Genomic DNA, 12,511 nt, shown 5'->3' with positions numbered 1-12,511 from the left:
GCTCCTCAGGCTTCGGCGTTGGCTTTGATCAGGCGATCGTAGGCGTCTTGATCCAACAGCTTAGCCACTGCGTCGGCGTCGGTCGGTTTAAAGCGGAAGAACCAGCCGTCGCCCAGCGGATCTTCGTTGACCAGTTCCGGGCTGTCGCCGAGCTTGTCGTTCACTTCAAGTACTTCCCCATCGAGGGGCATGTACACACCGCTGGCGGCTTTCACCGATTCAACCGTGGAGGCTTCGTCGCCCTTGGCGTAGGACTGCAATTCAGGCAGTTGCACAAAAACCACGTCGCCCAATGCGTTCTGCGCGAAGGCGGTAATGCCTACGGTGACGCTGCCGTCTGCTTCGGTGCGCAGCCATTCGTGATCTTCAGTAAAACGCAACTCGCTCATGGAAACTCCTGGGGCCAGATTTCGTCTGGTGGACGCGAAGAAAGGCGCGGGGCTTGGCCCGGCCGAATGGCTAAAGCCTTAGCAAGAACGTGGCCAATTTACAAAATTCATTATTTATCAATAGGTTGAAAGATCTTCGCGCGGCGATAGTCTTTCGCGCTGTAGCGAAATCGCTACAGCGCCTCGGCCGGATAAAATCGTTATGGGATCAGAGCCTTACGCTGCGCAGGCTGACGACGACTGTAGCGATATCGTTCCGCTGTAGCGCTTTCAGTACAGTGGAGGTCGTTTTTGACGCGATTTCGACCACAGCTCAGAACCTCTGTGGGAGCGGGCTTGCTCGCGAAGACGGTGTGCCAGCCAAGTTGATGTTGACTGACACACCGTCTTCGCGAGCAAGCCCGCTCCCACATGAACCGAGTAAAGCTATGGCTTCCCGGAAATCCCATACTTGCGCAACCGATGGGCAATCGCGGTATGGGAGGTCTGCAGGCGGCTGGCCAACTGGCGGGTGGACGGGTAGTTGGCGTACAAACTTTCAAGCAGGTGCTTCTCGAAGCTTTCCACAGCCTGCTCCAGGCTTTCGACTTCCACATCGCCCTGGCGCGCCACGGAGGTGCCGGCGATGTCGAGGTCGCCGATGTCCACCAGGCTGCTTTCGCAGATGGCGGCGGCGCGGAAGATCACGTTCTGCAGTTGCCGCACATTGCCCGGCCAGCGATTGCCCAGCAATGCCGGATAGGTGCCGGGGGCCAGCCGGCAGACCGGGCGCTGGATCTGCGCGCAGGCCTGCTGCATGAAATAACGCGCCAGCAGCAGGATGTCCTGGCCGCGCTCGCGCAGCGGCGGGACTTCGACGTTGAGCACGTTCAGGCGGTAGAACAAGTCTTCGCGGAACGAGCCTTCGCTGACCATTTTCTCCAGGTTGCGGTGGGTGGCGCTGAGGATTCGCACATTGACCTTGATCTCCCGATCGCCACCCACACGGCGAAAGCTGCCGTCATTGAGGAAACGCAGCAGCTTGGCTTGCAGGTACGGCGACATCTCGCCGATTTCATCGAGAAACACCGTGCCCTGATTCGCCAGTTCCATCAGCCCCGGCTTGCCGCCGCGCTGGGCGCCGGTGAAGGCGCCGGGGGCATAGCCGAACAGTTCGCTTTCGGCGAGGTTCTCCGGCAGCGCGGCGCAGTTCAGGGCCAGGAATGGCGCGCCGTGGCGGGCGCTGATGGCGTGGCAGGCGCGGGCCACCAGTTCCTTGCCGGTACCGGTCTCGCCCTGGATCAGCAGCGGCGCATCCAGGGCCGCGACGCGCTGGGCCCGGGCCTTGAGCGTGCGGATCGCCGGGGATTCGCCCAGCAGCGCGTCGAAACCCTCGGCGTGGTCGTGATGCAGCGCCGACAGGCGTTCGCCGATGCGGTTTGGCTGATAAAGCGTCAGCAGCGCCCCGGCATCGGTGATGGGCGTGGCGTCCAGCAACAAGGTCTGGCCGTTGAGGGTGATTTCCCGCAGCGGCAGGCGAAAACCGTTTTCCAGCAGGGCGTCCAGCAGCGCCGCGTCGCCGAACAGCTCGGCCACGCTTTCCCCGGCCGGTTCCCGACCGTACAAGGCGATCAGCGCGGGGTTGGCGAGCAGCACCTTGCCGGCGCTGTCGAGGGCCAGCACCGGGTCAGTCATGGCGGCGAGCAAGGCATCGAGCTGCAAGTGTCGGCGTTGCCCCGGGAGAATGTCCACCACGGTGACCGCCTGCACGCCGCGCACGCTGAACAGTGCCTCGCGCAGTTCGTCGAGCACCTGCGGGCTGAGGGTCGGGGCATCGATGTAGACGTTGGGCGGCACCATCTCCACCGCATCCAGGTTCAAATTGCGCCCACCGAGCAAAGCCAGGACTTCCTGGGTGATGCCGACGCGGTCGATGAAACTGACGTGGATGCGCATGGGGCGGTTTCGGGTTCTGGATTACGAAGGGTGGCAAGTATGCCTTGGGCCGGGCTGTTGGTGAAATCCCGGTCATGCGTCGATTTCCATTGTGGGAGCGAGCCTGCTCGCGAAAGCAGTATGTCAGCCAGCATTGATGTTGGCTGAGACACCGCTTTCGCGAGCAGGCTCGCTCCCACAGGCTCCCACCGGGCTTATAGCCCGTCATCCCACTCAGGCGTTTCGGGAAACTTCAGCACCAGAAAATCCACCAGGCAACGCAGCGCCGAGGGCATGTGCTTGCGCGATGCATACACTGCGTACATGTTCATCAGCCGCGGTTCGGCGTGGGCCAGCAGGCGCACCAGTTCACCACTGCGCAGATAAGGGCCGGCCTGGTAGCTGGGCAGCATCGCCACGCCAGCGCCGGCGATCGTTGCCTGGAGCAGCGTGCTGGCTTCGTTGGCGCTGATGTTGCCCTGCACCGGAACCGCGATCTGTTCGCCGTCCTGCTCGAAATGCCACAAGCTCTTGCCGACGTAGGAATGGGTCAGGCAGTTGTGTCGGCTCAAGTCCTCCACCTGTTGCGGTGTCGGCTGCTCGCGCAGGTAACGGGGCGAGGCGCAGATCACCGAGCGGCACACCGTGAGGCGCCGGGCGATCAGGTTGGGATCGAGATCGTTGCTCATGCGGATCGCCAGGTCGATGCGCTCATCTACCAGGTTCACCGTGCGATCGAGCATCTGCAGGTCGACGCTTACCCCCGGGTAGCGCTTGACGAACTCGGCCATGGCCGACGCCAGCTGGGACTGGCCGAATGAGGGGCTGGCGGTAATGCGCAGCATGCCCCGGGGCGCGTCTTCCGGCGTGCTCACGGCGGCTTGAATGTCGCCGGACAGCTCAAGCATCTGTCGGCAGCGCGGCAGGATCTCCGAGCCGGCGGCCGTCAGGCTCAGTTTGCGCGTGGTGCGGTGCATCAGCCGGGCGCCGACCCAGTCCTCGAGCTCCGCCAGGTAGCGCGACACCACCGGTCGCGACAGGTCCAGGTGCTCGGCCGCCGCCGATTGGCTGCCCAGGTCCATCACGGTTACGAACACCCGCATAGCTTGTAGACGATCCATGATTTGCCCGATTTCAGAAACAAACTATGTCCCAGCATCGCATTTTTTGTAATGAGTCAGGCAACTAAGCTCTGTCCATTCCCTTGCGGACCCTTGGACGACGGAGCACAACATGACCGGATTCACCCCAATCAAACGCCTGCTGCTGGCGACCGCCGCCTTGGCCTTCACCGCCCAGGCCTGGGCGGGCGACTTGACGCTCGATGTCTATAACCCCGGCGCCGCGGCGATTTTCCCGGTGACTTCGGTTCTGGTCAGCGGCGACAAGGAGGCAATCCTGGTGGACGCCCAGTTTGGCAAGGCCCAGGCCGAGCAGGTCGTGGAGAAAATCCGCGCCAGCGGCAAACGGCTGACCACGATTTACATCAGCCACGGCGATCCGGACTACTATTTCGGCCTCGAGACTCTGACCTCAGCGTTCCCTGAAGCCAAGGTGCTCGCGTCGGCAGCGACCGTCGAGCACATCCAGCACACCGCTGACGGCAAGTTGAAATACTGGGGGCCGATCCTGAAGGCCGATGCACCGGCCAAGACGCTCGTGCCCCAGGTACTCAAGGGCGACAGCCTGACGCTGGAGGGCAAGCGCTTGCAGATCATCGGCCTCGACGGCCCGCAACCGGACCGCAGCTTTGTCTGGATTCCATCGATCAAGGCAGTGGTTGGCGGCGTGGTGGTGGCGGAAAACATTCACGTCTGGATGGCCGATACCCAGACGCCGCAATCCCACAAGGACTGGCTGGCGACGCTGGCGGGCATTGAAAAACTGCAACCGGCCACGGTGATCCCCGGCCATTACCTGGGTGAAAGTGCCCGCTCCCTGGCGCCGGTGCGCTTCACCGCCGACTACATCAAGGCCTTCGACGAGGAGACCGCCAAGGCCAAGGATTCCGCCGCGCTGATCGCCGCGATGAAACTACGCTATCCCAACCTGGGGGAGGACAGTTCGCTGGAACTCAGCGCCAAGGTCGCGAAGGGCGAGATGAAGTGGTGACGCTCAACTTTTGATCGGGGCTTTTGTGGCGAGGGAGCTTGCTCCCGCTGGGCTGCGCAGCAGCCCCAATAGCAACAAATGAGAAGTACCTGACACACCGCATGAGCCGTTTTTGCGACTGCTTCGCAGACGAGCGGGAGCAAGCTCCCTCGCCACGAATGTGTTCATGGCTCCAAGAGGCGTTGAAGTAATCCCTACGAATAACCATAGGAGAACACCATGAGCAAAATCGCAATCATCGGCGCCACCGGCCGGGCCGGCAGCCAGCTGTTGGAAGAGGCCCTGCGACGCGGCCACAGCGTGACGGCCATCGCCCGCAATACGACCAAGATCGGCGAGCGGGCCGGCGTGGTCAGCAAGCAACTGGACGTACTGGACAGCGAGGCGTTGACCGCAGCAGTCGCCGGCCATGACGTGGTAATCAGCGCCGCGCACTTTGCCACCGTGCCGGCCGATAAGGTCATCGCTCCGGTGAAAGCTGCCGGGGTCAAGCGTCTGCTGGTGGTGGGCGGTGCCGGTTCGTTGTTGCTGCCGGATAACAGCCGTGTGATCGACGGCGAGGGCTTCCCGGAGGAATACCTGGCCGAAGCCAGCGCCGGTGCATTGTTCCTCGACGTGTTGCGCAAGGAACAGGACCTGGATTGGACCTTCCTCTCGCCCTCGGCGGAGTTCGTCGAAACCGAGCGCACCGGGCAGTTCCGTGTCGGCAAGGATCACCTGTTGTTCGACCAGGCCGGACGCAGTTGGATCAGCTTTGCCGACTACGCCATTGCGATGATCGATGAAGTCGAAACGCCGCAGTTTTCACGGACGCGGTTTACCGTCGGCTATTGATCGCGGGGATCAGCCGTGAAGCCGCACCCAGACGCTGACCAGCACCGTCGCCGCCATCAGCCAGGCGACGGCTGCTATGGCCAATGAGGCTTCGAGGCGCATGCGGTCGACCATCACGTACAGCGTCGCAAGATAGACGAAGTACGGAATGATCGACCACATGCCGAACACGATGGTGGTCTTCAGGTCGTCCACCGAGCGGCCCTTGCCGACGATGTAGTGGGCGATCAGGGCGAAAGTGGGAAACAGCGGCACCAGCCCGGCAATGTAATAATTCCTGGTCTTGGCGAGCATCGCCAGGATGACCACTACGGCCGCGCCAAGCGCCGCCTTGAAAATCAGATCCACAGGTTCGCGTCCTCGGTCAGTGGCTCAGGCCATATTTTTTGACTTTGTCGAACAGCGTGGTCTTGGCCATGCCCAGTTCCTGGCTGGCCTGGGTCAGGTTGCCGCCGCTGCGTTGCAATGCGTCCACCAACAGGTTGCGCTCGAAGGCTTCCACTGCTTCGGCGAAAGCCAGGCCCTGGCTGCCCGCGCTCGCGCCGGACTTCTTGAAAGCCGGCAGGCCGAGGGCATAACGCTCGGCGACGTTGCGCAGTTCACGTACGTTGCCCGGCCAGTCGTGGCTCATCAGGTTCGACAGGGTCTGGTTGTCTAGCTCCGGCACCGTGCGGTCGAAGCGCAGGGACGATTGCTGGAGGAAATGCTCGAACAGTTGCAGGATGTCCTCGCGCCGTTCGCGCAGGGGCGGCAGTTCCAGGGTGACCACGTTGAGGCGGTAATACAGGTCGCTGCGGAACTGCCCGGTCCGGCCCATTTCGTCGAGGTCGGACTTGGTGGCGGCGATCACGCGACAATCCACGGCCACGCTCTGGTTCGAACCCAGGCGCTCCAGGGTGCGTTCCTGCAACACCCGCAGCAGCTTGATCTGCAAGGGCAGGGGCATGCTTTCCACTTCATCGAGAAACAGCGTGCCGCCATCGGCGTGCTCGATCTTGCCGATCCGGCGTTTGCCCGCACCGGTGAAAGCGTTGGCCTCGTGACCGAAAATCTCGCTTTCGAACAGGTTTTCCGGCAGCCCCCCGCAGTTCAGCGCGACGAACTGTTTGTCGTGGCGTCGGCTGAAATCATGCAGGCAGCGGGCGACCAGCTCCTTGCCGGTACCGGTTTCGCCCTCGATCAATACGTTGGCCGAGGTGTCGGCGACGTTGGCGATCAGCGCTCGCAAATGCTGCATGGCCGGCGAGCGGCCAATGATCCGGCCTTCCAGCGAATCGCGTTCGGCCAGTTTCCTGCGCAGCGTTGAAACTTCCCGGGCCAGGCTGCGTTGCTCCAGGGCGCGGCGGGCGACGTCCACCAGGCGTTCGGGAGAGAAGGGTTTTTCCATGAAGTCATAGGCGCCTTTCTGCATGGCGCCGACGGCCATGGAGATATCGCCGTGGCCGGTGATCAACACCACCGGCAGGCTGCGATCGCGGGCCTTGAGCCGGGTCAGCAGTTCCAGCCCATCGATGCCCGGCAGCCGGATGTCACTGATGACGATGCCGGCAAAATCATCGCCAACCCGTTCCAGGGCCTCTTCGGCGCTGCCCACGCCCACGCAGGGAATGTCTTCCAGGGTCAGGGCCTGTTGGCAGCCCAACAGGACATGGGGGTCGTCTTCGACGATCAGAACGCTCAGGTCGTTGTTCATAGCGGCTCGGCAGGTGAAAGGCTTACCAACGGTAAACTGAGGACAAACGTGGTGCCACCATCGTCCGGGTGCTCGACGCCCAGGTGTCCGCCCGCGGCGGCGCACAGGCTCGCCGAAAGCGTCAGGCCGAGGCCCAGGCCTTGTTCGCCGGGCTTGGTGGTGAAAAAAGGTTCGAACAGATGCTTGCGTGCCTGCGGATCGATGCCGTGGCCGTTATCGCGCACCCGCAGGCGGTATTTGCCATCGCTGATCTCACCGGCGAGCCACAGTTTTGGCTCGGGTTGGACTTGCATCGCGTCCAGGGCGTTGCCAATCAGGTTCACCAGGATCTGCTCCAGGCGTGTCTGGTCGATTTGCAGCTGGACGTCTTCGAAAGCTGTCTGTGTCTGGACGCCAAGTTTTTCCAGACGCGCCCCGAGCAATTGCAGCGCGGCCTCGACGGCCTTGCCCAGGCTGGCCCGGCCTTTGTCGTCACCGCGCCGGGCAAAGGCACGCAGGCTGGCGGTGATCCGGCCCATGCGGTCGATCAGGTCGTTGATGGTCCTGAGGTTGGCGCTGGCAATGTCCAGCTGGCCGCGCTCCAGGAAGCGCACCGTGTTGCCGGACAACGTACGCAACGCAGCCAGCGGCTGGTTGAGTTCATGGGCGATGCTGGTGGACATCTGGCCGATGGCCGCCAGCTTGCCGGCCTGTACCAGTTCGTCCTGGGCGCGGCGCAGGGTCTCTTCCGCTTGCCGGCGTTCGCGGATCTGGCCTTTGAGCCGCTCGTTGCTGGCCCGCAGATCGGTGGTGCGTTCGGTAATCCGACGTTCGAGCTGGTTGTTGGCTTGCTGCAACGCTTCGCGAGCGGCGAGGCGGGTGGCAATCACCTTGCGCCGCTCGTTCCAGGCGATCAGCAGGAAGGCCACCAGGGCAAACGCCACGGCCACCAGAATGCCCTGGTTGATCGCTTGGCGGCGCAGGTCTTCAAGTGGGGTGAGCAAGGTGAAATTCCACGGCGTGTCGCTCAACGGCCGGGTCTGCGAGAGGTAGCTGGTGGCCTGCTGGTCGGCGGCGATTTCGGTATTGGCGGGGAAGGTCAGCTTCTCCATGCCTTCGGCCAGTTGCTCGCGGGCCAGGGGGACCAGCTCGTTCAGCGGGAACCAGTAGTATTGCAGGCTGCGGGCCAGGCGTTCCTTGGTTTCGTCGCTCAGCGGCCGTACGGACTTGAGCCGTCGCGCTGGATCGCTGGAGAGGATGATGATGCCGTTCTCGTCGCTGACGAAGGCTTCCAGGCGTGCTCGCTGCCAGCGTTCCTCCATGGCTTCGAGACGCACCTTGACCACGGCCACGCCGATGATCTTGCCTCTTTCTTCCAGCCCATGGGCCAGGTAGTAGCCCGGCTCGCCGTTGGTGCTGCCGATGCCGTAGAAGCGTCCCGGCTGGCCGCGAACGGCGTTCTGGAAGTAGGCGCGGAATGACAGGTCTTCGCCCAGGTAACTGTCGACGTCGCGCCAGTTGCTGGTGGCCATCACCCGGCCGGTGGTGTCCATGACATAGATGGCCCGGCTACGGCTGCGCCGATTCAGGCCTTCGAGGTACTCGTTGACGGTCTTGCGGTGCTCGGGTGTCGGGTCGTCGAGCAGTTTCGAGACGCTGGATTCAAGCTCCAGCAGGCTGGGCAGATAGGTATATTTGCTGATCTCGCTTTCCACCGCCCGGGCATGCAGTTCCAGCTGGCGCTCGCCATTTTCGGCCAGGCCGCGAATGCCGTAGTGCTCGCTGATCCAGAAGCCGAGGTAACCCAGGCCGATCATCAGGGCAATGACCAGCGGCGGCAGGAACAGGTGGCGGATCAGGCGGGGTTTCACGGCGAGTGATGGCGGCGCGGCGCGATAGAGGGTGGGGTCGCATTTCATCACAGAAGCCTTGGGTCAACCAGTGAGGCGGCGATTGCCCTTCAAACGCGGTCCCGTGGCGAGGGAGCTTGCTCCCGCTCGGCTGCGAAGCAGTCGCAAAACGGCTAATGCGGTATGCCTGATACATCGCATTTGCCGGATTTGGGGCCGCTACGCGACCCAGCGGGAGCAAGCTCCCTCGCCACAAGGGCAAGCGCGTCTAAAGAAGGCGACGCTTAGTGCTGCAGGATTTTCTCAAGGAAATGCTGTGCGCGTTCGGAGCGGGCGCTGATGTCGCCGAAGAACTCTTCCTTCTCGCAATCCTCGATGATCTGGCCCTGGTCCATGAAGATCACCCGGTTCGCCACTTTGCGGGCGAAGCCCATTTCGTGGGTCACGCACATCATGGTCATGCCTTCGTGGGCCAGTTGCACCATCACGTCCAGCACTTCGTTGACCATTTCCGGGTCGAGGGCCGAGGTCGGTTCGTCGAACAGCATCACCACCGGGTCCATCGCCAGCGCACGGGCAATCGCCACGCGCTGTTGCTGGCCGCCGGAAAGCTGGCCCGGGTGCTTGTGGGCATGGGCGGACAGGCCGACGCGCTCAAGCAGTTGCAGGCCTTTTTTGGTGGCTTCTTCCTTGCTGCGGCCCAGCACCTTGATCTGCGCGATGGTCAGGTTTTCGGTGATGGTCAGGTGCGGGAACAATTCGAAGTGCTGGAACACCATGCCCACCCGCGAACGCAGTTTCGGCAGGTTGGTCTTCGGGTCGGCGATGGAGGTGCCATCGACCACGATGTCGCCTTTCTGGAACGGCTCCAGCGCGTTGACGCACTTGATCAGCGTGGACTTGCCCGAACCCGACGGCCCGCACACCACCACAACCTCACCCTTGCTGACCTCGGTGCTGCAATTGGTCAGTACCTGGAAGTCCCCATACCACTTGTTGATGTTCTTGATAGAGATCATACGGCGAACCTTTTTTGCAGACGCTTGACCAGCAGCGAGGCGGCAAAGCTGATTGTGAAGTACACGAGACCTGCGATGATCAGGAACTCATTGGAGCGGCCGATGATGTCGCCATTGGCCCGCGAAGCATTGAGGAAGTCCACCAGGCCGACGGTGTAGACCAGCGAGGTGTCCTGAAACAGGATGATGCTCTGTTGCAGCAACAGCGGGGTCATCTTGCGAAACGCCTGGGGCAGGATGATCAGGCGCATGACCTGGCCATAGTTCATGCCCAGTGCCTGTGCCGCGCCCATCTGGCCCTTGGGGATCGACTGCACGCCGGCCCGGACGATTTCGCAGAAGTAAGCCGCCTCGAACATCATGAACGCCACGACGCAAGAGCCAAACGCGCCGATCGGCGTGTCTTCACCGGTGATCCAGCGCAGCACGAACGGCACCGCCAGGTAGAACCAGGTGATGACCAGCAGCAACGGGATCGAGCGGAAATAGTTGACGTAGGCGCCAGCGATGTTGGAGACCAGCTTGTTGTGGGACAGGCGCATCAGCGCCAGGATCGTCCCCAGGATGATCCCGCCAACGACGCCCAGGGCCATCAGCTTGAGGGTCATCACCATGCCGTTCCACAAACCGGGAATGGCCGGGATGATGCCTGTGAAGTCGAATTCCATTATTTACCCCCCACGGAGATCAGGCCGGGCACCGCGACTTTCTTCTCGACCATGCGCATGAGCAGCATCAGGCTCATGTTCAGGGTGAAGTAGATCAGCGTCGCCAGGGTAAAGGCTTCGAACAGGTTGGCCGAGAACTCGGCGGTCTGCTTGGTCTGCGCGAGCAGCTCCATCAGGCCGATCAGCGAGGCCACGGAGGAGTTCTTGAAGACGTTGAGGAATTCCGAGGTAAGCGGCGGAATGATGATCCGGTAGGCCTGTGGCAGCAGCACGTTCCAGTAGATCTGGGGCAGCTTGAAGCCCATGGCGCGGGCGGCGGCTTCCTGGCCGCGTGGCAGCGCCTGGATGCCGGTGCGCACCTGCTCGCAAACCCGTGCGGCAGTGAACAGGCCCAGGCAGACGACGACGCTCAGGTAGGCCGAGGTGGTCGGGTTGAGGTCCTGCTTGTACCATTCCTGCATGTCGGCGGGCAGCAGATCCGGCACCAGGAAGTACCAGATGAACAGCTGCACCAGCAGCGGCACATTACGAAAGAGTTCCACGTAGCAAGTCGCGATGCCCGACACCAGCCGGTTCGGCACGGTGCGCATCACACCCAGGATCGAGCCCAGCAGCAGGGCAATGATCCAGGCGACGACGGCGATGGCAATGGTCCAGCCCAGGCCGGCCACGTACCAGTCGAGATAGATCTCGCTGCCCACGCCGGTGGACTTGAAGAACACGCCCCAGTCCCAGTTGTAATTCATCAGGGTCTCCCCTCAGATCGATCGATGTACAAATATCTGCAGGGGGAAGTCCTTTCCCGCCCAATCTTGACGATCGGGCACACACTCTCGGCTCGACTCGCCGTTTCGAGTGTTTCCTTTGATTCCAGCAGGGAATGACACACTCCTGGAAGGGCCGGGCCCTTCCAGGAGGTAAGGTTAGTCAGAAATCAGGATTTCTTTTCGTCAGCCGCTTTGTCGGTCGGTTCTGCGATCAGTTTCTTGAGTTCGTCGCTCATCGGGAAATTGAGGTTCAGGCCTTTTGGCGGGATAGGCTGCATGAACCACTTTTCGTAGATCTTGTTGATCTCGCCCGACGCGTAGGTGGCCTTGATCGCGTCATCGACAACCTTTTTGAACGGCTCGTCGCCCTTGCGCACCATGCAGCCGTAGATTTCGTAGGATTGCGGAGTGCCGGTGACGGCCCAGTCATCGGCCTTCTTGGCCTTGGCGGCTTCGCCGGCCAGCAGCGCGTCGTCCATCATGAACGCCACGGCACGACCCGATTCCAGCATCTGGAAGGATTCGCCGTGGTCCTTGGCGGAGATGACGTTCATGCCCATCTGCTTGTCAGCGTTCATGGCCTTGAGCAGGCGCTCGGACGTGGTGCCGGCGGTGGTCACGACGTTCTTGCCCTTGAGGTCGTCGAAATCCTTGTACTTGGAGTCTTTCTTGGACAGCAGCTTGGTGCCGATCTCGAAGATGCCAACGGAGAAGGCGACTTGTTGCTGGCGCTCGACATTGTTGGTGGTGGAGCCGCACTCCAGGTCCACGGTGCCGTTCTGCACCAGCGGGATACGGGTTTGCGAGGTGACCAGGTTGTACTTGACCTGCAGGTTCGGCACATCCAGCTCTTTTTTCAGGGCTTCGACGACTTTCAGCTGGATGTCGTGGGAGTAGCCGACCGGTTTGCCGGAAGCGTCCGCGATGTAGGAAAACGGAATGGAGGCGTCGCGGTGGCCGAGCGTAACGACGCCGGACTCTTTGATCTTTTTCAGTGTGCCGGTCAGTTCGGCGGCGAAGACCGGAGTGCTGATCAGAGCGGCAGCAACGGCTGCGCCCAGGAGATGGGGAACGATGCGCATCGATGTTTCCTCGACATTGTTTTTTTTGTATTCGGCCGGTTCACCGGCCCTGAGTGCTTCGAATGCCTGGAAGCTCCTGTTGTGTTGGCGTACAGGCGTTCGTCTCCAGGAGTGTAGAGCATGACTCGTGCCAGGCCAGTGGCAGTTGGGTAAGACTATGTTTTTAAAGAAATTAATGTTTTGTTTCAGGTTTTTGGCCGGTTG

The 12,511-nt window shown here is 61.9% G+C and carries 12 protein-coding genes; 2 read left to right on the top strand and 10 right to left on the bottom strand.

Annotated elements, in window-relative coordinates; genetic code table 11:
* Positions 1–5: 5 nt before the first annotated feature.
* From gcvH to J3P94_RS21780, 3 genes are all read right to left on the bottom strand, one after another.
* A complete protein-coding gene (gene gcvH / locus J3P94_RS21790) occupies positions 6–389 on the bottom strand; it encodes a glycine cleavage system protein GcvH (RefSeq protein ID WP_434561638.1) in 384 nt (127 codons plus the stop codon).
* Between the two features lie 426 nt (positions 390–815).
* Positions 816–2,324, bottom strand: coding sequence for a sigma-54-dependent transcriptional regulator (locus J3P94_RS21785; protein WP_434569615.1), 1,509 nt, complete (start codon positions 2,322–2,324; stop codon positions 816–818).
* Between the two features lie 194 nt (positions 2,325–2,518).
* Positions 2,519–3,424: a LysR family transcriptional regulator gene (locus J3P94_RS21780; RefSeq protein WP_434569614.1), complete on the bottom strand. Its 906-nt coding sequence runs from the start codon at positions 3,422–3,424 to the stop codon at positions 2,519–2,521.
* 112 nt (positions 3,425–3,536) lie between these two features.
* On the opposite strand from J3P94_RS21780, the gene J3P94_RS21775 reads away from it, so the two are divergent.
* Positions 3,537–4,415 carry an MBL fold metallo-hydrolase gene (locus tag J3P94_RS21775; RefSeq protein ID WP_434569613.1) on the top strand — a complete coding sequence of 293 codons (879 nt, stop codon included), beginning with the start codon at positions 3,537–3,539 and terminating at the stop codon, positions 4,413–4,415.
* 219 nt (positions 4,416–4,634) lie between these two features.
* Complete coding sequence (locus J3P94_RS21770) at positions 4,635–5,249, top strand: NAD(P)-dependent oxidoreductase (RefSeq protein ID WP_434569612.1); 615 nt, start codon at positions 4,635–4,637, stop codon at positions 5,247–5,249.
* Positions 5,250–5,258: 9 nt separating this feature from the next.
* Here the strand turns inward: J3P94_RS21770 and J3P94_RS21765 are convergent, their stop codons facing one another.
* The 7 genes from J3P94_RS21765 to J3P94_RS21735 all read right to left on the bottom strand — a co-directional run bounded on the left by J3P94_RS21765 (position 5,259) and on the right by J3P94_RS21735 (position 12,307).
* The gene (locus J3P94_RS21765; RefSeq protein WP_434574272.1) at positions 5,259–5,588 is read right to left on the bottom strand and encodes a GlpM family protein; all 330 of its coding nucleotides are present in this window, start codon (positions 5,586–5,588) and stop codon (positions 5,259–5,261) included.
* 25 nt (positions 5,589–5,613) lie between these two features.
* Positions 5,614–6,894, bottom strand: a complete 1,281-nt coding sequence (locus J3P94_RS21760) for a sigma-54-dependent transcriptional regulator (protein ID WP_434574270.1) — start codon at positions 6,892–6,894, stop codon at positions 5,614–5,616.
* Positions 6,895–6,938: 44 nt separating this feature from the next.
* Positions 6,939–8,840: a sensor histidine kinase gene (locus J3P94_RS21755; protein WP_434569611.1), complete on the bottom strand. Its 1,902-nt coding sequence runs from the start codon at positions 8,838–8,840 to the stop codon at positions 6,939–6,941.
* A gap of 215 nt (positions 8,841–9,055) precedes the next feature.
* Positions 9,056–9,790 (bottom strand): amino acid ABC transporter ATP-binding protein, encoded by a 735-nt coding sequence (locus tag J3P94_RS21750; RefSeq protein ID WP_014339893.1) that lies wholly within the window; start codon positions 9,788–9,790, stop codon positions 9,056–9,058.
* Positions 9,787–10,458 (bottom strand): amino acid ABC transporter permease, encoded by a 672-nt coding sequence (locus J3P94_RS21745; protein WP_014339892.1) that lies wholly within the window; start codon positions 10,456–10,458, stop codon positions 9,787–9,789. The genes J3P94_RS21750 and J3P94_RS21745 overlap by 4 nt, the downstream gene beginning before the upstream one ends.
* Positions 10,458–11,204, bottom strand: a complete 747-nt coding sequence (locus J3P94_RS21740) for an amino acid ABC transporter permease (RefSeq protein WP_434569610.1) — start codon at positions 11,202–11,204, stop codon at positions 10,458–10,460. The genes J3P94_RS21745 and J3P94_RS21740 overlap by 1 nt, the downstream gene beginning before the upstream one ends.
* 188 nt (positions 11,205–11,392) lie before the next feature.
* Complete coding sequence (locus tag J3P94_RS21735) at positions 11,393–12,307, bottom strand: glutamate/aspartate ABC transporter substrate-binding protein (protein WP_434569609.1); 915 nt, start codon at positions 12,305–12,307, stop codon at positions 11,393–11,395.
* Positions 12,308–12,511 lie beyond the last annotated feature (204 nt).

This window comes from Pseudomonas sp. Z3-8 (assembly GCF_051131975.1).
Classification (GTDB): Bacteria; Pseudomonadota; Gammaproteobacteria; order Pseudomonadales; family Pseudomonadaceae; genus Aquipseudomonas.
Note: the sequence above shows the minus strand (reverse complement) of the source record. Positions and strands in the feature narration are given on the sequence as shown.

Bases quoted from the DNA above. Each gene is read 5' to 3' on its own strand.
- J3P94_RS21770 (WP_434569612.1), top strand. From the start codon at position 4,635: ATGAGCAAAATCGCAATCATCGGCGCCACCGGCCGGGCCGGCAGCCAG.
- J3P94_RS21780 (WP_434569614.1), bottom strand. From the start codon at position 3,424: ATGGATCGTCTACAAGCTATGCGGGTGTTCGTAACCGTGATGGACCTG.
- J3P94_RS21775 (WP_434569613.1), top strand. From the start codon at position 3,537: ATGACCGGATTCACCCCAATCAAACGCCTGCTGCTGGCGACCGCCGCC.
- J3P94_RS21785 (WP_434569615.1), bottom strand. From the start codon at position 2,324: ATGCGCATCCACGTCAGTTTCATCGACCGCGTCGGCATCACCCAGGAA.
- J3P94_RS21755 (WP_434569611.1), bottom strand. From the start codon at position 8,840: ATGAAATGCGACCCCACCCTCTATCGCGCCGCGCCGCCATCACTCGCC.
- J3P94_RS21745 (WP_014339892.1), bottom strand. From the start codon at position 10,458: ATGGAATTCGACTTCACAGGCATCATCCCGGCCATTCCCGGTTTGTGG.
- gcvH (WP_434561638.1), bottom strand. From the start codon at position 389: ATGAGCGAGTTGCGTTTTACTGAAGATCACGAATGGCTGCGCACCGAA.
- J3P94_RS21735 (WP_434569609.1), bottom strand. From the start codon at position 12,307: ATGCGCATCGTTCCCCATCTCCTGGGCGCAGCCGTTGCTGCCGCTCTG.
- J3P94_RS21740 (WP_434569610.1), bottom strand. From the start codon at position 11,204: ATGAATTACAACTGGGACTGGGGCGTGTTCTTCAAGTCCACCGGCGTG.
- J3P94_RS21750 (WP_014339893.1), bottom strand. From the start codon at position 9,790: ATGATCTCTATCAAGAACATCAACAAGTGGTATGGGGACTTCCAGGTA.